Source organism: Frondihabitans cladoniiphilus (genome assembly GCF_039544345.1).
Taxonomy (GTDB): domain Bacteria; phylum Actinomycetota; class Actinomycetes; order Actinomycetales; family Microbacteriaceae; genus Frondihabitans; species Frondihabitans cladoniiphilus.
Genome location: NZ_BAABLM010000002.1, coordinates 181,386 through 203,191, shown reverse-complemented (window position 1 = coordinate 203,191; position 21,806 = coordinate 181,386). Strand labels below are relative to the sequence as shown.

The window sequence follows — 21,806 nt, the reverse complement described above, 5'->3', positions numbered from 1 at the left end:
GCGGCTGGGTGCCGGGCCCGTGCATCCCACGGCTCGCCCTGTCTCGAAGCTCCGAGAGCGGGGGATGCACCGGCCGCGACTCAGTCCGCGTCGCCCACCGTGATCGCCTGCGCCTCGACCCTGTCGGCCTCGGCGCCGTCGTCGACGCGCTTGAGGTTTCGGCCGAACGCCACCGAGATGACGAAGCCGATCGCGACGGACACGGCGGCGAACCAGTAGGCGGCGGAGGGGCTGACGGCTGCGGCGATCGCCGTGGCGACCGGCGGGGCGATGGCGCCGCCCATGAAGCGGACCGCCGAGTAGGCGGAGGAGGCGACGGCGCGGGGGAGGTCGGTGGCTTCCATGACGGATTCGGTGAGCACCGTGTTCAGGATTCCGAGGACGAGGCCGCCGATGACGACGCAGATGACGAGGCCGATCTGGACGTGCACGAAGATGCCGGCGGCGACGAGGTCGAGCGCGAGGAGGGGGAGGGCGACCCGCAGGACGGTGGTCCGCTTGAGGCGCGCGGTCAGGCGCGGTGCGACGAAGACGGAGGTGATGGCGAGACCGAGGCCCCAGCCGAAGAAGGTGAGGCCGATGCCGAGCGCCCCGAAGCCGAGCGGGTACGGCGTGTAGGCGAGCAGGACGAAGAAGCCGATGTTGTAGAACAGGGCGATGCCGGCGAGCGTGGCCAGGGCGGGTCGGCCGAGTGCCCGGAACGGTGCGGACAGCTTCGAGGGCACCGGTTTCGTCTTCTCGGCGCCGAGGAAGACCGCGATCGCGATGAAGGCGATGGCCATGAGCACGACCACGCCGAAGAAGGGGCCGCGCCAGCTGATGCTGCCGAGCAGGCCGCCGATCAGGGGTCCGATGGCGATGCCGAGGCCGAGCGCGGCCTCGTAGAGGATGATCGCCGACGCGGTGCCTCCCGACGCGGCGCCGACGATCGTCGCCAGGGCGGTCGAGATGAAGAGGGCGTTGCCGAGGCCCCAGCCAGCGCGGAAGCCGATCACCTCCTGCACCGAGCCGCTGGTCGCGGCGAGGGCGGCGAAGACCACGATCAGGGCGAGGCCGATCATCAGGGTCTTCTTCGGGCCCAGCCGGCTCGAGACCCAGCTCGTGAAGAACATGGCGACGCCCGTGACCAGCAGGTAGCTGGTGAAGAGGTACTCGGACTGCGTCGGCGTCGCCTTGAGCGAGGCGGCGATGGTGGGCAGGATCGGGTCGACCAGGCCGATGCCCATGAACGCGACGACGCTGGCGAATGCGATGGCCCAGACGGCCTTCGGCTGCTTGAGGATGCTCGGTTTCGCTGCGACCGAGGTGGCCGTGGCGGTCATGCGAACTGCTCCTCGCGAGAGCTCCGGGCTTCGAGGAGGCTCGCGGAGGTGGCGAGGGCGTCCCACTCCTCGTCGGTGAGGTCGTCGAACAGGGGGCCCATCTCGGCGGCGAGGGTAGCTCGCCAGGTGGTCATGGCTTCGAGGCCCTTGGGGGTGATCGTGATGAGCCAGGCCCGCTGGTCGTCTTCGTGGGCGATGCGCGAGACCTGCTCCTCGTCGATCATCGAGCGGAGGAGCTTGGTCATGCCGGGCTGCGAGATCCGGCTGGCGCGAGCGAGTTCGCCGATGCGAAGAGGGCCGTCGGTGGAGAGGATCGAGAGGGTGCGTGCCGTCGCGGACGACATGGTCCGACCGGAACGCTGGGCGGCGATGCGCACCAGGCGGGTGGTCGACGAGATGAGGGATTCGAGGATCTGCGTGGGCTCGGGATTCGTCATGAGTCAAGTGTATAGCCGAGTTATATAACTTGGCTATGGTTCTGTGCACCCCGTCGTCGGACGTCGGCTGTGTCCCGGCTGGGCCTCGCCTGGTAGACATGCTTCATGACTGATGAAGCACCCACCGCCGACCGCCCCACCATCCCCGAGGGTTCGGAGTACGTCGTGTTCTTCGACGGCGGCCCCAGCGACGGCCGCAACGACACCCGCGTGAGCACCGACGGCTCGTACGACGACGAGATCGTCGACTACGTCCTCATCGAGGGCACCGAGACGGCTTTCGTCTACAAGGCCACCAAGGCCCACTTCGTGAACGACCAGCTCCAGGTCCGCTACGCCGTCGACCTCCCCGACAGCGACCCGACCGAAGACGCCGAAGACCGCAACCAGGACCTCAACTAGCCGAAGGCGTCAGAGCGGGGGATGCCCGGGCCTTTCCCTTTTCGGGAACAAAGGCCCGGGCATCCCGCGTTCTCCCCTCCATGCGCATCGAACTGTTCACGTCGGCCTTCTGCGCTCCCTGCCACGCTGCTCGCTCGGCGGTCGAGGAGGCGAGTCGGCTCGTGTCCGGGCTCAGCGCCGTCGACCTCGACGTGACCCGGCACGAGGACGAGGCCGAGGCCCGAGGCATCCTGTCGACGCCCACGATCGTGCTGACCGACGACGCCGGACACGAGCTCTTCCGGGCCGCCGGCGCCCCGAGTGTTCCGCAGCTGCTGACGGCGGTCGCCCGGTTCGCATAACGGCTTGTCTCAGAATCCTCGGATTTCATAGCGGGCTCATCGGATCCCTCAGGGCCGCTCACTGAAGCGGGTCTCAGATTTGAGGGCATGACCGACCCGCTCAGCCCGCTCGACCTCGACATCGTCGTGCCCGTGTACAACGAGCAGGCCACCCTCGAGGCCAGCATCGAAGCCCTGCACGACTACCTCACGTCGACCATGGCGCACTCGTGGCGCATCACGATCGCCGACAACGCGTCCACCGACGCCACGGCTCGACTCGCCGACGGGCTCGCGGCCCGCCTCAGCGGCGTCCTCGCCGTGCACCTGCCCGAGAAGGGCCGAGGGCGCGCCCTCAAGAAGGTGTGGTCGGAGTCGTCGGCGGCAGTGCTCGTCTACGTCGACGAAGACCTCTCGACCGACCTCTCCGCCCTGGCACCGTTGGTGGCACCGCTGTTGACCGGGCACTCCGACCTGGCGATCGGGACCCGTCTCGACCGCTCCGCCCGGGTGACCCGTGGAGGCAAGCGCGAGTTCATCTCCCGCACCTACAACCTCCTGCTCCGGCGCACCATGGGCGTCACCTTCAGCGACGCCCAGTGCGGCTTCAAGGCGATCCGACGCGACGTGGCCACTCGGCTCCTTCCGCTCGTCGAGGACGACGGCTGGTTCTTCGACACCGAGCTGCTCATCCTCGCCGAGCGCTCGGGCCTCCGGATCCACGAGGTGCCCGTCGACTGGATCGACGACCCGAACTCGTCGGTCGACATCGTCGGCACGGCCAAGGAGGACCTCAAGGGCATGGTCCGGGTCGCCACCGGGATCGCGCGCGGGACGATCCCCGTCGGGGCGGTCTACGAGGAGATCGGTCGGCACCCGTTCGAGCCGGCCCGCAAGCCCACGTTCTTCGGCCAGGTGGTCCGCTTCGGCGTCGTCGGAGTGCTGTCGACCGTCGCCTACGGCCTGCTCTACCTCGGGCTCCAGCACCTGATGAACGCGCAGGTCGCCAACTTCCTGGCCCTCTTGATCACGACGATCGCGAACACCGCCGCCAACCGCCGGTTCACGTTCGGCGTGCGGGGCGGCGGCGCCGTCAAGCACCAGGCCCAGGGTCTCATCGTCTTCGGCATCTCGTGGGTGATCACGGCGGGCTCCCTGTTCGGGCTGCACCAGACCGTGGCACATCCCGGGCCGCACGTGGAGCTCGTCGTCCTGACCGTCGCGAACCTCGTGGCGACCGTGGTCCGCTTCGTCCTCCTGCGCCTCTGGGTCTTCCGCCGCCAGGCGAAGCCGGCCGTGCCGTCGACCTCAGCAGCTTCGACCTCAGCCGGTTCGACCTCCGGCGGTTCGACCTCAGCAGCCTCGACCTCAGCGGGTCCGGCCTCGCCGGGCGCCACTCCGCCTCCCTTCGACGGCAACCTCCCTCACCCGCGGACCGCCGAGGTCCTCACGACGAAAGCGAATCAGTGATGAGCGCGACACCCGACACCGTCACCGTTCCCCGGACCGGCTCCGCCTCCACGGCGGGTGCCGGTCCTCGGCCGCGCCGCTTCGGCCGCCGCCTCGCCCTCGGCGACCCCTCCGCCCCCCGCTGGGAGCGTCCGGCCCTCTGGGGTCTCGTCATCCTCTCCGGGGTGCTCTACCTCTGGAACCTCGCGATCTCCGGCTACGCGAACTCGTTCTACTCGGCCGCGGTCCAGGCCGGATCGACGAACTGGGAGGCGTTCTTCTTCGGCTCGTCCGACGCAGCGAACTCGATCACCGTGGACAAGCCTCCGGCGTCGCTCTGGATCCAAGAACTGTCCGTCCGACTCTTCGGACTCTCGTCGTGGAGCATCCTCGTGCCCGAGGCCCTCATGGGCGTCGCGACGGTGTTCCTCGTCTACGTGATCGTGCGCCGACACTTCTCCGCGGGAGCGGCGCTCGCTGCCGGCGGCGTGCTCGCGCTGACCCCCGTCGCGGTCGAGATGTTCCGCTTCAACAACCCCGACGCGATGCTGCTCCTGCTGATGACCCTGGCCGTCTACCTGACGCAGCGCGGCATCGCGAGCGGCAAGGTGCGCTGGGTCGTCTGGGCCGGTGTCGTCGTCGGGTTCGGGTTCTTGACCAAGCAACTCCAGGCCTTCCTGATCCTGCCGGCGCTCGCCGCGGTCTACATGATCTGCGCCCCCGTCATCACGCGGAAGCGGCTCCTTCACCTGCTCGCCGCTCTCGGCGGCGTGGTCGTCGGAGCGGGCTGGTGGGTCGCCATCGTCTCGCTCGTGCCGGCCTCGATGCGGCCGTACATCGGCGGTTCGCAGAACAACAGCTTCTTGGAACTGACCTTCGGCTACAACGGCTTCGGACGGCTCACCGGAAACGAGACCGGCAGCGTCACGGGCGGCACGACCACGGCGGGTGCCGGCTCGTGGGGCGCCACGGGCATCACCCGTCTCTTCGGAAGCGAGTTCGCAGGCCAGTTCGGCTGGCTGCTGCCCGCCGCCGTGATCCTCATGGTCGGGGCGTTCGTCGTCATGCGCTGGCGCCCCAGGACCGACCTGCGACGTGCCACGCTCCTGCTGTTCGCCTCGTGGATGATCGTCACGTTCCTGGTGTTCAGCTTCGCCGGCGGCATCTTCCACCCCTATTACACGGTCGCTCTCGCTGCTCCGATCGCCGGAACCGTCGGCGTCAGCATCGGCTCGCTCTGGGAGGCGCGCGACCGCGTCTGGGTGCGCATCGTCATCGCGGTCGCTCTCCTCGCGACGGTCGGGTGGGCGTGGATCCTGCTCTCCCGTTCGGCGGACTGGCTGCCCTGGCTCAAGGTGGTCGTGCTGATCGTCGGCCTCGTCGGTGCCGCGCTCGTCCTGCTCCCGCGACGCGGGAAGGCCCTCGCCGCCGCGACCGTGGCGCTGCTCGCAGTGGGTTCCCTCCTGGCTCCTGCCGCGTACTCCGTGGAGACGGCTTCGACGGCCCACACGGGATCGCTCCCGTCGGCCGGTCCGACCGTCAGCGGCGGGACGGGCGGTTTCGGCGGCGGTCGAGGTGGTGGCGGTCGTGCTTTCGGTGGCGGCACCGGCACCGGCACCGGCACGGGCACAGCGCCGGGAGCCGGCACGGGGACGCGCCCTGGTGGTGCTGGTGGCTTCGGCGGTGGTGGGACCGGCACGTTCACGCCTCCTGGTGGGACCGGGACCGGCACCGGTACGGGAACCGGAACCGGAACCGGAACCGGTACCGGTACTGGCACTGGCACCGGTGGCGGTCGCGGCGGCTTCGGCGGCGGGGGTGGCGGCCTGTTCGGTCGCACGACGACCGTCAGCTCGGCCCTGACCAAGCTGCTGCTGGCCGACTCGTCCAAGTACACCTGGGTCGCGGCGGCGATCGGCTCGGACAGCGCGGCCACCTACCAGCTCGCCACCCAGAAGTCCGTCATGCCGATCGGTGGCTTCAACGGCAGTGACCCGTCGCCGACGCTCGCGCAGTTCAAGGCGGACGTCGCGGCCGGGAAGATCCACTACTTCATTGGCGGGTCGATCGGCCGGTCGAACGGCGGCAGCAGCGCTTCGTCGGCCATCTCGGCCTGGGTCACGGCGAACTTCTCGTCGCAGACGGTGGGCGGCGTGACGCTCTACGACCTGAGTGGCGGAGTCCCGACCAAGTAGCCCAGGGGCTGGTGCCGACGCGCCCGGCGGCCTCGACTTCTCGGGGCCGCCGGGCGGCGGGGCGTCTGGCCGTACCGGGTATCGTGGTCGGCAACGCCCCCGTAGCTCAGCGGATAGAGCAGGAGCCTTCTAATCTCTTGGTCGCAGGTTCGATTCCTGCCGGGGGCACCGGCGCAGTCTGCCGGGGGCACCGGCGCAGTCTGCCGGGGGCACCAGCGCAGTCTGCCGGAGCACTCCGCCGCCCCGTTTCTGCGTCTCCAGCTGAGGAACTCTGCGAAGGACTTCCTCGCGAAGCGACCCTCCAGGGCCCGAACTCCTTTTGAAGAGGCGTCAACGGCTCGGTCCTCCTCATCTGTGGTGAGGATTTCCTCAGTTAGTGACACGGCGCCCGCGACACGGCGCCCGCCACACGGCGGGCGCCGGCGCAGCTCGCGCCCGCCACACCGCTCAGGCGAACCGGAAGCAGTCGGTGGCGTCGCTCCGACTCCAGAACTCGCCGATCTCGACGAAGCGGCGCTGTCGGGCGAGGAAGCGCTTCGCCCGGAATCGCTCGCCGCGCGGGTCCATGAAGCGCTCGACGTAGCCCAGCACCTCGCCCGAGGCCAGCGTGACTCGGGCCAGGTCGTCGTGCAGCTGGACGAGCTTGAGCCCGCCTCGAAGTTCTTCGACCGGCGTGGCGGAGGCGTACGAACCGGGCATGGGCGAAGTGAAGGCGAGGGGGTTGACGGTTGCGGCGTTCATCGGTTCTCCTGTCGTGTGTCCGGCCGACTCAGTGGGGATGGATCGAACATACGTGCGACCACCGACATTCGAGACGGCCCGGCTCCGGACGCCGGACGGCTCAGAACAGCTGGGCGATCCGATACTCCAGAGGCTCTTCGAGCACGACCGACGTCGAGGTGCGCTGGATCCCGGGCACGGAGAGGATCGCCTGGCTGATCTCGTGGAGGTGCTCGGTGTCGCGCGCCACGACGTGACACAGGAGGTCTTCCGACCCGGTCACGGCGAGGCACTCGACGACCTGGGGGATCGCGGTGAGGCCGGCCATCGTGCGCAGCCGGTCGGACTGGCGGATGGTGGCGGTCACGACGGCCCGCAGGGGGAGCCCCAGCGCTGCGGGCCGGACGCGGACCGAGTGGAGACGCAGGTCGCGCGACGAGGCGAACCTCTCGAGCCGGTGCTGCACCGTGCCGCGAGCCAGTCCCACCACCTCGGAGAGGAGGGCGATCGGCGACCGAGGGTTGCGATCGAGTGCTGTCAGCAGTGAGCGATCCGATTTGTCGAGCACGTCGATCCGTCCAATCCCGTGCCATTCGACACATCGAAGTTGATCGTATCGACCAATCGAGCGTGCCTCCCTTGGCCAGATTCGGAAGTGACTGCTGAAGTGGAGGACATGACCCAGAAGGATGCCCTGCCCGACGTCGTCTCCGTGGGCCAGTACCTCGCCTACCGCCTGATCGAGGTGGGCGGACCGCACGTGTTCGGCCTGCCCGGCGACTTCAACCTGACCCTGCTCGACGAGATGCTCACCGTGCCCGGCATCGAGTGGGTGGGCAACACGAACGAGCTCAACGCGTCCTACGCGGCCGACGCCTACGCCCGCACCGGTCGGGGAATCGCCTCTCTCGTCACGACTTACGGGGTCGGTGAGCTCTCCGCGATCAACGGGATCGCCGGGGCCTACGCCGAAGACGTCCCGGTCCTGCAGATCACGGGGATGCCCACGACGACGGCCCGGACGAACGGGGCGCTGAGCCATCACACCCTCGTCGACGGCGACTACGACCACTTCTTCCGGGCGTACAAGGAGGTCACCGTCGCCGGCGCGATCCTCCGCGCCGCAGACGCCTCCCGCGAGATCGACCGGGTGCTGCGTGCCGCGCTGGACGAATCGAAACCGGTCTACCTGGGAATCCCGATGGACGTCGCCGCCGCGCCGGTCTCCGCCGCCCCCCTTCGGCACGCTCTCCGTGCCACGCCCAGCGACGCCGTGGCCCTGACCGACTTCCGGGGCGCGCTGGCCGAGGTTCTGGCGGGCCAGACACAGGTCACGATCCTGGCCGGCCCGCGAGTGCACCGCCGCAAGGCCGAGGGGATCCTCGAGGCGGTGGCCGCGCATCCCGGAGTCCGTGTCGCGACCCAGGCCAGTGCGAAGTCGATGCTGCCCGAGACGCATGCCGCGAGCCTCGGCGTCTACATGGGGCAGATGACACCGTCCGGCGCCACTCGAGCGGCGGTCGACGAGGCGCCGCTGGTGATCCTGGCCGGCACCGTCCTCAGCGACGTGCTCACCGGCTTCTACAGCCAGGCCTTCGATCTGGCCGGCGCCGTCGAGCTCGGCATCTCGACCGCGCGGGTCGGGGCCGTCACGTTCCACGACGTCCGTCTCGAGGACAGCCTGCGCGTGCTCGACGAGGTCGTGACCGGGCTCGTCCTGACGCCGGCCGAGACGCCGGAGCAGGTGTGGCCCTGGCGGGCCGAGAGCGACGAGCCGGGGGATGCACCGCTCACGCAGAAGCAGCTCTGGACCGAGGTGCAGCAGTGGCTCCCCGCCGACCACATCGCCATCGCCGACGCGGGCACCGCCCTGTACGGGGCCCTCGAGCTGCAGATGCCCGAGGGGACCGACCTCCTCGCGCAACCGATCTGGTCGTCGATCGGGTACACGCTGCCGGCCACGCTCGGCACATCGCTCGCGTCGACGCGGCGCAGCGTCCTGTTCATCGGCGACGGAGCGGCCCAGCTCACGGCGCAGGAGCTCGCGACGATCCTGCACCGGGGTCTGCACCCGATCATCGTGCTCATCAACAACGCGGGCTTCACGATCGAGCGGGTGATCCAGAGCCCGAGAGCCGTCTACCAGGGCGTCACACCGTGGGACTGGACCGCCCTGCCTGCGGCGTTGGCCCCGGGGATCCCTGTGGTCACCTCGCAGGTCCGCACGCGAGACGATCTCCACCGGGCTCTCGTCGAGGCGTCGGCCGCAACCGATCGGGCCGTCTTGATCGAGGCGCATCTGGCCGCCGACGACGCCCCGAACCTGCTCGCGCGGCTCGGCAGCATCGTCGGCGGCTGACACCTACTCGAGCGATGTCGCGGTGCTGTGGAAGCTCCGATACTGACATATCGACGTCATAGAATGGCGGGCACGAGCGGTAGCACGTCGGGCCGCCGCTCCGGGCGAAGGTGAGGCCCGAGGCTGCGACAACAGCCCCGGGCCTCGAATCGCCCTCCGGTGAGAGAGTCAGGGACGCAAAGGATCCCCGGTCTTGCTACCGGAAATCCTACGGCTCCCCGGTCTCGTATTTCAAGTTCGAGGGGCCGTGCATCCCTGGCTCCTTCCGGTGTCCGCCGACGTTCACACCAGGAGGTGAGGCTCGCCCACCTCGGTCGCGGCCCCGACGGGTCAGCGACCGGAACCGGTGCCGTCGACGGCCAGGGGCTCGATCGCGGCGAGCTCGTCCGTGGTCAGGTCGGCCGCGTGGAGGGCGTCGAGGCTGTCGTCGAGCTGCGCCACGCTGGACGCGCCGATGAGCGCCGACGTGACAGCCTCCTGGCGCAGCACCCAGCTCAGCGAGAGCTGCGCGAGAGACTGCCCTCGAGCCCCGGCGATCTCGTTCAGAGCCCGGACGCGCGACAGGTACGTCTCGTCGAGGTTGTTCTCGGTCATCCACCGGCCCTCCGCGGCACGCGAACCCGCGGGAGCGTGGCCGTCGAGGTAGCGGTTCGTGAGCAGTCCGCCCGCGAGCGGAGAGAACACGATCGATCCGACGCCGAGCTCCAGCAGCGTCTCGAACAGGCCCTGCTCCGGCCGACGGTCGAACATGTTGTAGCGGGGCTGGTGGATCAGGAGCGGGACGCCCTCGGCGGCCAGCGCCGCTGCCGCCGCCCGGGTCTGCTCGGGGTCGTAGTTCGAGATACCGACGTAGAGCGCCTTGCCCTGCTTCACGGCCGTGGCCAACGCGCCCATCGTCTCCTCGACGGGGGTCTCGGGATCGGGACGGTGCGAGTAGAAGACGTCGACGTAGTCGAGGCCGAGTCGACCGAGGCTCTGGTCGAGCGACGACAGCAGGTACTTCCGCGAGCCGCCGTCACCGTAGGGGCCGGGCCACATGTCGTAGCCGGCCTTCGACGAGATCAGGAGCTCGTCGCGGTAGGGCCTCAGGTTCGCGTGGAGGATCCGACCGAACTGCTCCTCGGCGCTTCCGTAGGGCGGCCCGTAGTTGTTGGCGAGGTCGAAGTGGGTGACGCCGCGGTCGAAGGCGCGCAGGACGATGTCGCGCTGGGTCTCGAGGGAGCGGTCGGAGCCGAAGTTGTTCCAGAATCCGAGGGAGATGCGGGGGAGGCGGAGGCCGCTGCGCCCGATCCGGTCGTACGGGAGTTTCTCGTACCTGGCGGCGTCGGCGACGTAGGGACTGAAAGGGGAGGTCATGGGTCGAGCCTAGAAGGGTGGAAGGTCGAAGGGGGGACGAGTACATTCGCCGCATGACGACTTTCGTGTTGGCCGGTGGCTGCTTCTGGTGTCTCGACGCGGTGTACCGCACCCTCCAGGGCGTCTCCGACGTCGTGTCCGGCTACACCGGGGGCGCCGTTGCCGACCCGAGCTACGAGCTCGTCTGCACGGGTGCGACCGGGCACGCCGAGGCCGTTAAAGTCGTGTTCGATCCCGAGGTCATCCCGGCCGAGGTGATCCTCGACGTCTTCTTCACGCTGCACGACCCGCGTCAGCTCAACCGGCAGGGCGCCGACGTCGGCACGCAGTACCGGTCGGCCATGTTCTTCACCGACGAGGCGCAGAAGGCCGAGTTCGAGGCGGCCCGCGACCGCGCGTCCGAGTACTGGGAGGGCAACGTCGTCACGACCATCGAGCCGCTCGGCGACTGGTACGACGCGGAGGAGTACCACCAGGACTTCTTCGCCAAGAACCCCGGCCAGGGCTACTGCCTCGCGGTCGCCCTGCCGAAGGTCAACAAGATCCGCAAGTCGTACGGCAAGTACGTGCTTGCTTCGTAGGCGCCGGCCCTCCCGGGCGGCGCCCTGTTCCACCGATGGAAGGAGCTCGACGATGAGCGACACCAGAAGATCCACCCCCGACACCGACCCGAGCGAACGCATCTGGGTGGCCTCCGGCCCGGCCGGAGTGGTCGGTTCGATCCACCGCAGCCACGACGGGTTCTCGATCCGGGTCCGCCCCGATGACGAGTTCCACGGCGAGTATCCGACGCTCGACGTCGCGAAGAGCGCCCTGCACGCGCGTCTCGGTCACGGAGCCGACCGGCCGGAGTTCGTCGAGCACTGAGTTCGGCCGGTTCTCCACAGGCGTCCACCGAGCCCCGTTTCTCCACAAAAGGGATGCACGGGGCCCGGTGGCCGCGTGGCTCCCGCGACACTCGGGTCATGACAGACATCCTCACCCTCACCGGCGTCGTCGCGACGGCGCCCCGCCACCTCCGCACGCCCACCGGTCTCGCGATCACGAGCTTCCGCCTCGCCTCGTCGCAGCGGCGGTACGACCGCCAGAAGAGCGCCTGGGTCGACGCCGACACCAACTGGTACACGGTCACGACCTTCCGCGGGCTCGCCGACAACGTGGCCGCGAGCGTCGACAAGGGCGACCGCGTAGTCGTGACGGGGCGCCTCCGCATCCGGCCGTGGGAGAACGCGGGCAAGACCGGCACGGCCGTGGAGGTCGATGCCGACGCCGTCGGGCACGACCTCTTCTGGGGCACGTCGCGCTTCGTCAAGACGACGTCGAGCAAGCAGTCGAGTGAGACCGCCGAGGGGTCCGAGCTCCCGCCCGAGCCCGACGACGAGGCCGCGCGGGCGACCGAGGAGGGTTCGGGCGAGGCTCCGCCCTCGCTGGTCGAGGCCGCCGCGGCCGTGGCACCCGTGCCGACGGCTCCCGCGTTCGAAGGAGCGGACGAGTGGCACCGGGTCGACGACGAATCACCGTTCTGACGCCGATCGGCTGCGGCAGAACCCGCCCGTAGACTCGGGGCGTGACCCTCCGGCCCTCGCTCTCACCGCGCATCCTCGTCGCCGCCGGGGTTGCGATCGTCTCGATCGTCGCCCTCGCCGGGTGCACGAACGCGCCCGTGCCGAAGGTGGACGACTCGTCGGTCGTGTCGGCGCCGTCGTCGTCCACCCCCGCGTCGCCCGAAGCGAGCGCGCAGCCGAACCCCGCCGCGACCAGCGAATCGGCGCCGCCCAGCGCCTCGGCGACCCTCGATCCGTCGACGCCCGGTGCCCTGTCCAAGTTCGACGGCGTCGTCACGACCCTTCTGGCGAGCGATTCGGGGGCGAAGGGGCGCGATGTGATCGACGCCCTCGTCGCCGCCGGCTTCGACAAGTCCGCCATGCAGGTGACGCCCGACACGACCACCACGGGCCGTGCCGTCGACTCGATCGAGTTCTCGGTGCTCTGGAAGGGCACGAGTTGCCTCGTCGGCCAGATCGGGGCCCAGGGGTTCAGCAGTGCGTCGGCTCCCGTGCTGAGCACGGGCAAGTGCCTGATCGGGTCGACGCGCGCGATCGACTGGTGACGGCGGCGGCCGGCTCCTCATCCAAATAGACTGGAAAGCATGGCCGAATTCATTTACTCGATGGTCCGTGCGCGAAAGACGGTCGGCGACAAGCTGATCCTCGACGACGTGACCATGTCGTTCATCCCCGGCGCCAAGATCGGCGTGGTCGGCCCCAACGGTGCCGGCAAGTCGACGATCCTCAAGATCATGGCGGGCCTCGACACCCCGTCGAACGGCGAAGCCAAGCTCTCGCCCGGTTACACCGTGGGCATCCTCATGCAGGAGCCCGAGCTCGACGAGTCCAAGACGGTCCTCGAGAACGTCCAGGAGGGGGTCGGGCCGATCAAGGGCAAGATCGACCGCTTCAACGAGATCTCGGCCGCGATGGCCGAGCCCGACGCCGACTTCGACTCGCTCCTGGCCGAGATGGGCGGTCTGCAGGAGGAGATCGACGCCGCCGACGCGTGGGATCTCGACTCGCAGCTCGAGCAGGCGATGGACGCCCTCCGCACCCCGCCGGGCGACGCCCTGGTCACCAACCTCTCCGGTGGTGAGAAGCGCCGCGTCGCCCTCTGCAAGCTGCTCCTGCAGAAGCCCGACCTCCTGCTCCTCGACGAGCCCACCAACCACCTCGACGCCGAGAGCGTGCTGTGGCTCGAGCAGCACCTGAAGCAGTACCACGGCGCCGTCCTCGCCGTCACTCACGACCGGTACTTCCTCGACCACGTCGCCGAATGGATCGCCGAGGTCGACCGTGGTCGCCTCTACCCCTACGAGGGCAACTACTCGACCTACCTCGAGAAGAAGGGCGAGCGTCTCAACATCCAGGGCAAGAAAGACGCGAAGCTCGCCAAGCGCCTCTCGTCCGAGCTCGATTGGGTGCGGAGCAATACGAAGGGTCGCCAGGCCAAGTCCAAGGCCCGCCTGGCCCGTTACGAAGAGATGGTCACCGAGGCGGAGCGCACCAAGAAGCTCGACTTCGAAGAGATCGTGATCCCCGTCGGCCCGCGTCTCGGCCAGCAGGTCATCGACGCGAAGAAGCTCGACAAGGGCTTCGACGGCCGCGTGCTCATCAACGACCTCTCGTTCACCCTGCCCCGCAACGGCATCGTCGGCGTGATCGGGCCGAACGGCGTCGGCAAGACCACGCTCTTCAAGACCATCACGGGTCTCGAGCCCCTCGACGGCGGTGAGCTCAAGGTCGGCGAGACGGTCGACATCTCGTACGTCGACCAGAACCGCGGTGGCATCGATCCGAACAAGAACCTGTGGGAGGTCGTCTCCGAAGGGCTCGACTACATCCAGGTCGGCAAGACCGAGATCCCGTCCCGCGCCTACGTGTCGCAGTTCGGTTTCAAGGGCCCCGATCAGCAGAAGAAGGCCGGCGTCCTCTCCGGTGGCGAGCGCAACCGCTTGAACCTCGCGCTCACCCTCAAACAGGGCGGCAACCTGCTCCTGCTCGACGAACCGACCAACGACCTCGACGTCGAGACCCTCGGCAGCCTCGAGAACGCCCTGCTCGAGTTCCCCGGCTGCGCCGTGGTGATCACTCACGACCGGTGGTTCCTCGACCGGATCGCCACGCACATCCTCGCCTATGAGGGCACCCCCGAGAACCCGGCCAACTGGTACTGGTTCGAGGGCAACTTCGAGGCGTACGAAGAGAACAAGATCGAGCGTCTCGGCGCCGACGCGGCCAAGCCGAGCCGTGTCACCTACCGCAAGCTGACGAGAGACTAGCCGGTGCCGCGCCTTCACGTCCCCACCGTGCTGCGGTGGGGCGACCTCGACGCGTACGGGCACGTCAACAACGCCGAGATGCTCCACCTCCTCGAAGAGGCGCGCATCCAGGCGTTCTGGTCGGCGGGCGACGAGTCGGGCGACCACGAGTCGACGGCCATCCTCGACGCGAGCCCCGGCACGCAGACCTGGAGCCTGATCGCCCGGCAGGAGGTCGAATACCTTGCGCCGATCGCGTACACGCGTCAGCCCCTCGACATCCAGCTCTGGATCGGGCAGATGGGCGGGGCGAGCCTCGAGGTCTACTACGAGGTCTACTCGCCGGTGGGCGTCGAGCCGCGCACGCTGCACACCCGGGCCGCGACCACTCTCGTGCTCGTGGACGCCACCACGCAGCGTCCGCGGCGCATCAGCGAGGCCGAGCGAGCGGCGTGGAGCCCGTTCATCGACGCGCCTCTGACCTTCCGGCGCCGATAGCGGTCAGACGCCGGGGACCCGGAACATGCCCTCCTGCGCCACGGTCGCCAGCAGCCGCCCCGAGCGGTCGTAGAAGCGACCGGTCGAGAGGCCTCGGCCGCCCTGCGCCGTCGGTGACTCCATCGCGTAGAGCAGCCACTCGTCGGCGCGCCCGGGGCGATGCCACCACATGGCGTGGTCGAGACTCGCGATCTTCATGCCCGGGCGCGACAGGGGGATTCCGTGGCGGCGCAGGATCGGCTCGAGGATGCCGAGGTCGCTCGCGTAGGCCAGCGCAGCACGGTGGATCGCCGGGTCGTCGGGCAGCGGACCCACGGTCTTCATCCACAGGGCCTGATGGGCCACGTGCTCACCCTCGACCCGGAGGAACAGCGGCGACGGCACGTGACGCACGTCGAAGGGGCGACCGTTCGCCCAGAACTGGGCCGCGGGATGCTCGACCCCGGCCAGAGCGTCGGCCATCGTCGGCAGCGACTCGGGTTCCGGCAGGCCCGCGAGCATGGCCGCCTGATGGTCGATCCCGTCGTCCACCGTCTGGAACGACGCCATCGTCGTCATGATCGGGACGCCGTTCTGGAGCGCCTCCGTCCGCCGCGACGCGAACGAGCGGCCGTCGTGGCTGCGGTCGACGCGGATCTCGATCGGCAGCTCGATCTTGCCGGCGCGGAGGAAGTACGCGTGCATCGAGTGGACGACCTTCTCCTCCGGGACCGTCCGCTCGGCGGCGACGAGGGACTGGGCCAGCACCTGCCCCCCGTAGACGCGTCCGTTGGGCATCCACTGGCTCGGCCCGGTGAAGGAGTCTGCAGTGGCGCCCGGTGCGAGATCGAGGGCGCGGAGCAGGTCGGCCAGCGGGTCTTCGGGAGCGGCGTCGCGCGCGAGGTCGGGGTTCATCAGCGGTAGTTTAGAGGGCCCATGACGAACCGCCTCACGCTCCCCGACTCCCTGTCGCTCGACGACCTCCACACCTTCCTCGGCCGTGCCGCAGCCGTCGACGACGGAGCGACTCGGCTCATCGGCACCGGGGGAGTGCTGGCCGCCTACGTCGGGGTCCTGGCTCCGTCCGGCCTGCTCGACACCAGCCCGACCGTGCTCGGCCTTCGCACGTACGCTCTTGCTCCCGAACCCGTCCCCGAGGGCGCCGGCGCCGGCGGGCCGGACGACGGCCGCGGCGACTCGTTCGACGTGGTGGTGCCGCTCCGCGCCATGATCGAGCGCCTGACCCGCTTGCAGAACGAGGTGGTCGACCCGACGGCGGCGGTCACCGTCACGCTGCCGCCCGTGGTCATCACCGCGTCCTGGGCGGCGATCTCACCGCCCCGGGGCGGCTGGGTGGCTTCGTCGCCGGTGCCCCCGGCGGTCCTCGAGGCGAGTGCGGCGGCGGGCATCGCCGAGGTGGCGCAGGTGATCCCGACCGGAACGGGCGAGCAGATCGTGCATCGGGTCCGCTCCGAGGTGTGGTCGCGCCCGGTCGACGGCACCGACGGCGTCCCGGCGGGCGCGGCGTTCGCCGCCCTCACGCTCGGGTTCCTCGCGCCCGACGAAGACGTCCGCGTGTTCTCGGTCGGCGCCTGGAACCGCCTCAGCACCAGCCGTGGCCACGTGCTCGTGAAACGCCGGTCGGCCTCCCTGCTCGGTTGAGTAGCGTCGAGGCATGACTGTTCTCCTCACCGGTGCCACCAGTTTCATCGGGTCCTCCGTCCTCTCCGCCCTCAAGGCGCGTGGCCACGAGGTCCGCGTCCTCGTCCGCACCGACGACAAGGCTGCGGCCATCGCGGCGGAGGGGGTCTCCGCCGTCGTCGGCGACATCACCGACCTCGACCTGCTGTCCCGGCTCGTGCACGAGAGCGACGGTGTCATTCACACGGCTTCGCCCGGCGACGCGTCGAGCGCTCAGGTGGACGCCGACCTCGTCGACGTCGTCACGTCCCGCCTCCAGGGCACCTCGAAGCCGTACGTCCACACCGGCGGCGTCTGGGTCTTCGGCGACGGCGACGACCTGACCGAAGAGGGGGCCGTGCATCCCCCGGCTCTCACCTCATGGCGCGTCGAGGTCGAGCGCACGGTGCGCGAGTCCGGCGTGCGGACCACGATCGTCGCGCCGGGCATCGTCTACGGCCACGGGAAGGGGATCCCCGCCCTGCTCGTCGGCCCCGACAACATTCGGCTCGTGGGCGACGGTTCGCAGCACTGGACCACGGTGCACGTCGACGACCTCGCCGACCTGTACGTCAAGGCGTTCGAGGCGGGCGCCCGCGACGAGTACTACCTGGGGGTCTCGGGGCACAACCCGACGGTCCGCGATCTGGGTGAGGCGGCTGCGGCGGCGACGGGCGCCCCGGTGGTCGAAGAGTCGGCCGACGAGAGCCGGGCTCGCCTGGGCGAGGCCTTCGCGGACGCCCTGCTGCTCGACCAGGCCGCCATCGGTGCACACGCGAAAGAGACCCTGGGGTGGATCCCGTCGCGGCCGAGCCTGGCCGACGAGTTCCGCTCCGGCGCCTACACGTCATAGCACTGCGGGCGCCCCGGGCAGCCGGGCCTGCCAGGGCGTCAGGCCTGCCAGAGCGTTCGGCCTGCCAGGGCGTCAGGCCTTCTCGGGAGTCAGGCCTCGGACGAGTTGACCATGGCGTGGGCGGCTCGTTCGAGGTAGTCCCACAGGGTGGTGTCGTCGAGCGCCGAGAGCTCGAGCGAGTCCACGGCGTCGCGCATGTGCACGAGCCATCGGTCGCGAGCGGCGGGCGTGATCGTGAACGGCTGATGGCGCATCCGCAGCCGGGGATGCCCGCGCTCCTGGCTGTACGTCGTCGGCCCGCCCCAGTACTGCTCGAGGAACCCGGTGAGGCGCTGAATCGCCCCCTCGAGGTCGTCGGCCGGGTACATCGGCCAGATGATCGGGTCGGTCTGCACTCCGTCGTAGAAACGGCGCACGAGACGTTCGAACGTCGGTCGGCCGCCCAGGTGCTCCCAGAAGCTTCGCTGCGGCAGCGGGGGGATGCCCGGGCCTCCTGGCTGCGAAGGCATCGACCCGGCCGTCGGAACGATCGGGATCAGTCTCTCGGGCGGCTGCAGGTCGCTCATCGGGGCTCCTGGGGGCTCGGCGGGGTGGACGGCGACGTGGGCGACTGGTCGGACGGCGGCATGACGGGAGTCGACCCGCGCGGGTCGCGCTTGCCGAGACCGGGGATGCGCGGGGCCCGGTTGCGCGTCGGCCTCACCGGCACGGGAGCGGTCTCGACAGGGCGCGCCCCGCGCACGGAGGTCGCCTCGTCGAAGCCCGAGAGCACGACGCTCGACAGGGTCGGGAGGGTGATTCCCATGTCGTGGATGGCGCGGGTGAGGCGCAGGCGGAGTTCGCGGGCGACGTTGTCCTTCTCCGAGCTTCTCGTCCGGACGACGAGTCGCAGCACGAGATTGGACTCGGAGATCGACTGGAGGCCCCACAGCTCGGGCTTCTCGATGACGCGGTTGCGCCAGCGGGGGAGTGCCGCGAGATCGTTGGCGGCCTTGAGCATGGTCGCCTCGACGGCGTCGATGTCGACCTCGTACGGGACGGCCGTGTCGATGATCACGCGAGCCCAGCCCTGCGACATGTTGCCGACGCGGAGGATCTGACCGTTGGGCACGAACCAGAGCGTGCCGTTGACGTCGCGGACCTGCGTGACGCGGATTCCGACGGCTTCCACGACACCGGTGGCGAGACCGACGTCGACGACGTCGCCCACTCCGAGCTGGTCCTCGGCCACCATGAACAGGCCGCTGAGCATGTCCTTCACGACGCTCTGAGCCCCGAAGGCGAGCCCCGCGGCGATGACGCCGGCGGCACTGACGATGCCGACCACGCTGACTTTCAGCTCGCTGAGGATGCTCGTGAGCGCGATCACGACGATGACGACGCTGACGACGTTGCTGAGGACGCTGCCGAGGGTGCGGGTGCGCTGGACCACGCGGACGGCTTGCAGGGGCGACGCCGTCAGCGACTGCGTGTCGTCGACGTTCTGCTTCTTCTTCACGCCGTTGACGATCTGGTCGACGACGCGCCGGATGATGAATTGCGCGATGACGCGCAGGAGGACGGCCGCGACGATGATGCCGGCGACGGTGATCGGCACACCCCACGCCTTCCAGAAAGCGTCGGCGCCGCTCATGATGTCGGCGGCGGCACCGGTCGGCGTCGGGGTCGGGGTTGCAGCGAGCAGGGAAAACATTCACACCACCCTAGGGGTCGGCGTCTCGGCGACGACTGACTGCGGGCGGGAGTCGTCGAGCTTGCAGAGAGCCCATGGCCGGATCGCGGGGGATGCACAGGCCACGGGCTCTCTGGGTCGGAACTCAGGCGTCGGCGGCCTGCACCCGGAGGGCGCGCTCCGTGCCGGCGAGGTTCTCCCCGACGATGCGACGCAGGGCCGGGGTCTCCGGGTTCGCGTCGAGCCAGGCCTTCGCCGCTGTGACGAGCGCCTCGTCGGCGAGACCGGCGGGGTAGAGGCCCGAGACGAGCGTGTCGGCGATGTGGTAGCTGCGCGACTCCCAGATGCCCGTCAGCGACTCGAAGTAGCGCGCGACCAGCGGTTCGAGGATCGCGGGGTCGTTGGTGTGCTGGAAGCCCATGGCGGTCGCGCGGACGATGGCGTTGGGGGCCGTGTCGGTGTCGACGATGGACGCGAACGCCGCCAGCTTGCCCTCGGTGGTCGGGATCGTGGCTCGGGCGCGAGCCGCGGCCTGGGCGCCGTTGGCCGTGTTGTCGGCCGCCAGCGCCGCGTCGATCTCGTCGGCGTCGGCCTTGCCGACGAGGACGAGGCCCTCGAGGATCTCCCACCGGAGGTCGGTGTCGATGGTGAGCCCGTCGAGCGTCACGGTGCCGTCGAAGAGCCCCTGGAGGGCCTCGCCGTGCGCCTCGGTCGAGGCCGCGTTGGCGAAGAACTTCACGAACTGGAACTGGGCGTCGGAGCCTGCCTCGGCGGCCTGGGCGAGCGACCAGAGGCCGTCGCCGACCTCGGCGAGGGTGGAGGCCCGGCGCGCGGGATCGACGTAGGTGCGCGCGACCTGGGTCAGCTGGGTGAGGGTCGTGCGGATCGTGGTCGACTCGGTCTCGGTCGCGATGTTCGACAGCACGAGTCGCACGTAGTCGCTCGCGGGCGTCTCGGCGTCGCGCGTGCTGTCCCACACGGAACCCCAGACGAGGGCTCGGGCCAGCGGGTCGGTGATCTTCGACAGGTGCTCGATGGCGGTCGCGAGCGACTTCTCGTCGAGTCGGATCTTCGCGTAGGCCAGGTCGTCGTCGTTCACCAGGATGAGGGCGCCCCGCGCGAGGCCGACCAGCTCGGGCACCTCGGTGCGCTCGCCGTCGACGTCGATCTCGACGCGGTGCGTGCGCACGAGGGAGTCGTTCGCGATCTCGCCCGGGCCGGTGAGGTCGTAGACGCCGATCGCGAGGCGGTGGGGGCGGATGGTCGGGTAGTCGGCGGGCGCCGTCTGGACGATCGCGAAGGACTTGATCACGTTGTCGTCGTCGAGCTCGATCTCGGGGCGGAGGGTGTTGACGCCCGCGGTCTCCAGCCACAGCTTGGACCAGCTCGTGAGCTCGCGTCCGCTCGTCACCTCGAGCTCGGCCAGCAGGTCGCTCAGCTCGGTGTTGGAGTGGTGGTGCTTCTTGAAGTAGGCGGCGACACCGGCGTAGAACGCGTCGATGCCGACCCAGGCCACGAGCTGCTTGAGGACCGAGCCACCCTTGGCGTACGTGATGCCGTCGAAGTTGACCTGGACGTCTTCGAGGTCGTTGATCGTCGCGACGACCGGGTGCGTCGACGGCAGCTGGTCTTGGCGGTAGGCCCAGCTCTTCTCCATGGCCTGGAAGGTGGTCCACGCCTCGGTCCACTCGGTGGCCTCGGCGGTCGAGATCGTCGAGGCCCATTCGGCGAAGGACTCGTTGAGCCAGAGGTCGTTCCACCACTTCATGGTGACCAGGTCGCCGAACCACATGTGGGCGAGCTCGTGCAGGATCGTGACGACGCGGCGCTCCTTGATCGCGTCGGTCACCTTGCTGCGGAACACGTAGGTCTCGGTGAACGTGACGGCCCCGGCGTTCTCCATGGCGCCGGCGTTGAACTCCGGAACGAAGAGCTGGTCGTACTTGTCGAACGGGTAGGGGTACTGGAACTTCTCCTCGTAGTAGGCGAAGCCCTGACGCGTCTTGTCGAAGATGTAGTCGGCGTCCATGTACTCGGAGAGCGAGGCGCGCGTGAAGATGCCCAGGGGGATCTCACGGCCGTCGGACGAGGTGAGCGACGAACGGACGACGTCGTACGGGCCGGCGACGATGGCGGTGATGTAGCTCGACAGCACGGGAGTCGGCGCGAAGACCCAGGTGGCGACATCGCCGTCGACGGCGGGCTCGGGCGTGATCGAGTTGCTGACCATCTGCCACCGCGACGGGGCCGTGATCGTGAACTGGAACGTGGCCTTGAGGTCGGGCTGCTCGAAGACGGCGAAGACGCGGCGGCTGTCGGGCACCTCGAACTGCGAGTAGAGGTAGACCTCGTCGTCGACCGGGTCGACGAAGCGGTGCAGCCCCTCGCCGGTGTTGGTGTACTCGGCGTCGGCGACGACGGTGAGCACGTTGGACGCGGCGAGCGAGTCGAGCTGGATGCGGATGCCGTCGGAGACGGTCGATGGGTCGAGCTCGGCACCGTTGAGCGTGACGCTGTGGACCGTGCGCGTGAACGCGTCGATGAAGGTCGAGGCCCCCTCGGTGGCGGTGAAGCGGACCGTCGTGGTGCTGCCGAAGACCTCGGCCCCCCGGGTCAGATCGAGCGCGACCTCGTACGACTGCACGTCGAGGATGCTCTTGCGCTCCTGCGCCTCGATTCGGGTGAGGTTCTCTCCTGGCACTGGTGCTCTCCATCCATCGTCGGTAGGCGGGGCTCGTGGCCCCGATCCAGCC

22 protein-coding genes and 1 tRNA gene are annotated in these 21,806 nt (G+C 69.4%); 14 read left to right on the top strand and 9 right to left on the bottom strand.

Going from position 1 to position 21,806, the window contains the following annotated elements; genetic code table 11:
* Positions 1–80: 80 nt before the first annotated feature.
* Both ABEA39_RS05980 and ABEA39_RS05975 read right to left on the bottom strand, forming a co-directional pair.
* Entirely contained in the window at positions 81–1,322 is a 1,242-nt protein-coding gene (locus tag ABEA39_RS05980) for an MFS transporter (RefSeq protein ID WP_345374351.1), read from the bottom strand.
* Positions 1,319–1,759, bottom strand: coding sequence for a MarR family winged helix-turn-helix transcriptional regulator (locus tag ABEA39_RS05975; protein ID WP_345374349.1), 441 nt, complete (start codon positions 1,757–1,759; stop codon positions 1,319–1,321). The genes ABEA39_RS05980 and ABEA39_RS05975 overlap by 4 nt, the downstream gene beginning before the upstream one ends.
* Before the next feature lie 105 nt (positions 1,760–1,864).
* Between ABEA39_RS05975 and ABEA39_RS05970 the strand changes: the two genes are divergently transcribed.
* The 5 genes from ABEA39_RS05970 (at position 1,865) to ABEA39_RS05950 (ending at position 6,293) form a co-directional block, all read left to right on the top strand.
* A complete protein-coding gene (locus tag ABEA39_RS05970; protein ID WP_345374347.1) occupies positions 1,865–2,161 on the top strand; it encodes an oligoribonuclease in 297 nt (98 codons plus the stop codon).
* Positions 2,162–2,241: 80 nt separating this feature from the next.
* Positions 2,242–2,502: a thioredoxin family protein gene (locus tag ABEA39_RS05965; protein WP_345374345.1), complete on the top strand. Its 261-nt coding sequence runs from the start codon at positions 2,242–2,244 to the stop codon at positions 2,500–2,502.
* An 87-nt stretch (positions 2,503–2,589) separates the two neighbouring features.
* The gene (locus tag ABEA39_RS05960) at positions 2,590–3,951 is read left to right on the top strand and encodes a bifunctional glycosyltransferase family 2/GtrA family protein (protein WP_345374342.1); all 1,362 of its coding nucleotides are present in this window, start codon (positions 2,590–2,592) and stop codon (positions 3,949–3,951) included.
* Entirely contained in the window at positions 3,951–6,125 is a 2,175-nt protein-coding gene (locus ABEA39_RS05955; RefSeq protein WP_345374340.1) for an ArnT family glycosyltransferase, read from the top strand. Before ABEA39_RS05960 ends, ABEA39_RS05955 begins: the two co-directional genes overlap by 1 nt.
* Positions 6,126–6,220: 95 nt before the next feature.
* Positions 6,221–6,293, top strand: a tRNA-Arg gene (locus ABEA39_RS05950).
* A 279-nt stretch (positions 6,294–6,572) separates the two neighbouring features.
* Here the strand turns inward: ABEA39_RS05950 and ABEA39_RS05945 are convergent.
* Together ABEA39_RS05945 and ABEA39_RS05940 are read right to left on the bottom strand one after the other, a co-directional pair.
* Complete coding sequence (locus ABEA39_RS05945) at positions 6,573–6,866, bottom strand: hypothetical protein (protein ID WP_345374338.1); 294 nt, start codon at positions 6,864–6,866, stop codon at positions 6,573–6,575.
* A gap of 100 nt (positions 6,867–6,966) precedes the next feature.
* Complete coding sequence (locus tag ABEA39_RS05940; protein ID WP_345374336.1) at positions 6,967–7,413, bottom strand: Lrp/AsnC family transcriptional regulator; 447 nt, start codon at positions 7,411–7,413, stop codon at positions 6,967–6,969.
* Positions 7,414–7,521: 108 nt separating this feature from the next.
* Here ABEA39_RS05940 and ABEA39_RS05935 point away from each other — a divergent pair, with 108 nt between their 5' ends.
* The gene (locus ABEA39_RS05935) at positions 7,522–9,204 is read left to right on the top strand and encodes an alpha-keto acid decarboxylase family protein (RefSeq protein ID WP_345374334.1); all 1,683 of its coding nucleotides are present in this window, start codon (positions 7,522–7,524) and stop codon (positions 9,202–9,204) included.
* 330 nt (positions 9,205–9,534) lie between these two features.
* Here the strand turns inward: ABEA39_RS05935 and ABEA39_RS05930 are convergent, their stop codons facing one another.
* Entirely contained in the window at positions 9,535–10,560 is a 1,026-nt protein-coding gene (locus ABEA39_RS05930; RefSeq protein WP_345374332.1) for an aldo/keto reductase, read from the bottom strand.
* 53 nt (positions 10,561–10,613) lie between these two features.
* Between ABEA39_RS05930 and msrA the strand changes: the two genes are divergently transcribed.
* From msrA to ABEA39_RS05900, 6 genes are all read left to right on the top strand, one after another.
* Positions 10,614–11,141, top strand: a complete 528-nt coding sequence (msrA, locus tag ABEA39_RS05925; RefSeq protein WP_345374330.1) for a peptide-methionine (S)-S-oxide reductase MsrA — start codon at positions 10,614–10,616, stop codon at positions 11,139–11,141.
* A gap of 52 nt (positions 11,142–11,193) precedes the next feature.
* Entirely contained in the window at positions 11,194–11,427 is a 234-nt protein-coding gene (locus ABEA39_RS05920) for a methyltransferase (RefSeq protein WP_345374328.1), read from the top strand.
* A gap of 98 nt (positions 11,428–11,525) precedes the next feature.
* Positions 11,526–12,086 carry a single-stranded DNA-binding protein gene (locus tag ABEA39_RS05915; protein WP_345374326.1) on the top strand — a complete coding sequence of 187 codons (561 nt, stop codon included), beginning with the start codon at positions 11,526–11,528 and terminating at the stop codon, positions 12,084–12,086.
* A 41-nt stretch (positions 12,087–12,127) separates the two neighbouring features.
* Entirely contained in the window at positions 12,128–12,670 is a 543-nt protein-coding gene (locus tag ABEA39_RS05910; protein ID WP_345374324.1) for a DUF6993 domain-containing protein, read from the top strand.
* A gap of 39 nt (positions 12,671–12,709) precedes the next feature.
* A complete protein-coding gene (gene ettA, locus ABEA39_RS05905; protein WP_345374322.1) occupies positions 12,710–14,392 on the top strand; it encodes an energy-dependent translational throttle protein EttA in 1,683 nt (560 codons plus the stop codon).
* Between the two features lie 3 nt (positions 14,393–14,395).
* Positions 14,396–14,869, top strand: a complete 474-nt coding sequence (locus ABEA39_RS05900; protein ID WP_345374320.1) for an acyl-CoA thioesterase — start codon at positions 14,396–14,398, stop codon at positions 14,867–14,869.
* A gap of 3 nt (positions 14,870–14,872) precedes the next feature.
* Here ABEA39_RS05900 and ABEA39_RS05895 read toward each other — a convergent pair whose 3' ends face one another.
* Entirely contained in the window at positions 14,873–15,763 is an 891-nt protein-coding gene (locus tag ABEA39_RS05895; RefSeq protein ID WP_345374318.1) for an acyl-CoA thioesterase, read from the bottom strand.
* A 21-nt stretch (positions 15,764–15,784) separates the two neighbouring features.
* On the opposite strand from ABEA39_RS05895, the gene ABEA39_RS05890 reads away from it, so the two are divergent.
* Positions 15,785–16,510 carry a hypothetical protein gene (locus ABEA39_RS05890; protein WP_345374316.1) on the top strand — a complete coding sequence of 242 codons (726 nt, stop codon included), beginning with the start codon at positions 15,785–15,787 and terminating at the stop codon, positions 16,508–16,510.
* 13 nt (positions 16,511–16,523) lie between these two features.
* Positions 16,524–17,381 (top strand): NAD-dependent epimerase/dehydratase family protein, encoded by an 858-nt coding sequence (locus ABEA39_RS05885; protein ID WP_345374314.1) that lies wholly within the window; start codon positions 16,524–16,526, stop codon positions 17,379–17,381.
* A gap of 89 nt (positions 17,382–17,470) precedes the next feature.
* Here ABEA39_RS05885 and ABEA39_RS05880 read toward each other — a convergent pair whose 3' ends face one another.
* The 3 genes from ABEA39_RS05880 to pepN form a co-directional block, all read right to left on the bottom strand.
* Positions 17,471–17,890, bottom strand: coding sequence for a globin (locus tag ABEA39_RS05880; RefSeq protein WP_345375278.1), 420 nt, complete (start codon positions 17,888–17,890; stop codon positions 17,471–17,473).
* 53 nt (positions 17,891–17,943) lie between these two features.
* Positions 17,944–19,074: a mechanosensitive ion channel family protein gene (locus ABEA39_RS05875; RefSeq protein ID WP_345374310.1), complete on the bottom strand. Its 1,131-nt coding sequence runs from the start codon at positions 19,072–19,074 to the stop codon at positions 17,944–17,946.
* Positions 19,075–19,198: 124 nt separating this feature from the next.
* Positions 19,199–21,754, bottom strand: coding sequence for an aminopeptidase N (gene pepN / locus ABEA39_RS05870; protein ID WP_345374308.1), 2,556 nt, complete (start codon positions 21,752–21,754; stop codon positions 19,199–19,201).
* Positions 21,755–21,806 lie beyond the last annotated feature (52 nt).

Bases quoted from the DNA above. Each gene is read 5' to 3' on its own strand.
- ABEA39_RS05980 (WP_345374351.1), bottom strand. From the start codon at position 1,322: ATGACCGCCACGGCCACCTCGGTCGCAGCGAAACCGAGCATCCTCAAG.
- ABEA39_RS05975 (WP_345374349.1), bottom strand. From the start codon at position 1,759: ATGACGAATCCCGAGCCCACGCAGATCCTCGAATCCCTCATCTCGTCG.
- ABEA39_RS05970 (WP_345374347.1), top strand. From the start codon at position 1,865: ATGACTGATGAAGCACCCACCGCCGACCGCCCCACCATCCCCGAGGGT.
- ABEA39_RS05965 (WP_345374345.1), top strand. From the start codon at position 2,242: ATGCGCATCGAACTGTTCACGTCGGCCTTCTGCGCTCCCTGCCACGCT.
- ABEA39_RS05960 (WP_345374342.1), top strand. From the start codon at position 2,590: ATGACCGACCCGCTCAGCCCGCTCGACCTCGACATCGTCGTGCCCGTG.
- ABEA39_RS05955 (WP_345374340.1), top strand. From the start codon at position 3,951: ATGAGCGCGACACCCGACACCGTCACCGTTCCCCGGACCGGCTCCGCC.
- ABEA39_RS05945 (WP_345374338.1), bottom strand. From the start codon at position 6,866: ATGAACGCCGCAACCGTCAACCCCCTCGCCTTCACTTCGCCCATGCCC.
- ABEA39_RS05935 (WP_345374334.1), top strand. From the start codon at position 7,522: ATGACCCAGAAGGATGCCCTGCCCGACGTCGTCTCCGTGGGCCAGTAC.
- ABEA39_RS05930 (WP_345374332.1), bottom strand. From the start codon at position 10,560: ATGACCTCCCCTTTCAGTCCCTACGTCGCCGACGCCGCCAGGTACGAG.
- msrA (WP_345374330.1), top strand. From the start codon at position 10,614: ATGACGACTTTCGTGTTGGCCGGTGGCTGCTTCTGGTGTCTCGACGCG.
- ABEA39_RS05920 (WP_345374328.1), top strand. From the start codon at position 11,194: ATGAGCGACACCAGAAGATCCACCCCCGACACCGACCCGAGCGAACGC.
- ABEA39_RS05915 (WP_345374326.1), top strand. From the start codon at position 11,526: ATGACAGACATCCTCACCCTCACCGGCGTCGTCGCGACGGCGCCCCGC.
- ettA (WP_345374322.1), top strand. From the start codon at position 12,710: ATGGCCGAATTCATTTACTCGATGGTCCGTGCGCGAAAGACGGTCGGC.
- ABEA39_RS05895 (WP_345374318.1), bottom strand. From the start codon at position 15,763: ATGAACCCCGACCTCGCGCGCGACGCCGCTCCCGAAGACCCGCTGGCC.
- ABEA39_RS05890 (WP_345374316.1), top strand. From the start codon at position 15,785: ATGACGAACCGCCTCACGCTCCCCGACTCCCTGTCGCTCGACGACCTC.
- ABEA39_RS05885 (WP_345374314.1), top strand. From the start codon at position 16,524: ATGACTGTTCTCCTCACCGGTGCCACCAGTTTCATCGGGTCCTCCGTC.
- ABEA39_RS05880 (WP_345375278.1), bottom strand. From the start codon at position 17,890: ATGCCTTCGCAGCCAGGAGGCCCGGGCATCCCCCCGCTGCCGCAGCGA.
- ABEA39_RS05875 (WP_345374310.1), bottom strand. From the start codon at position 19,074: ATGTTTTCCCTGCTCGCTGCAACCCCGACCCCGACGCCGACCGGTGCC.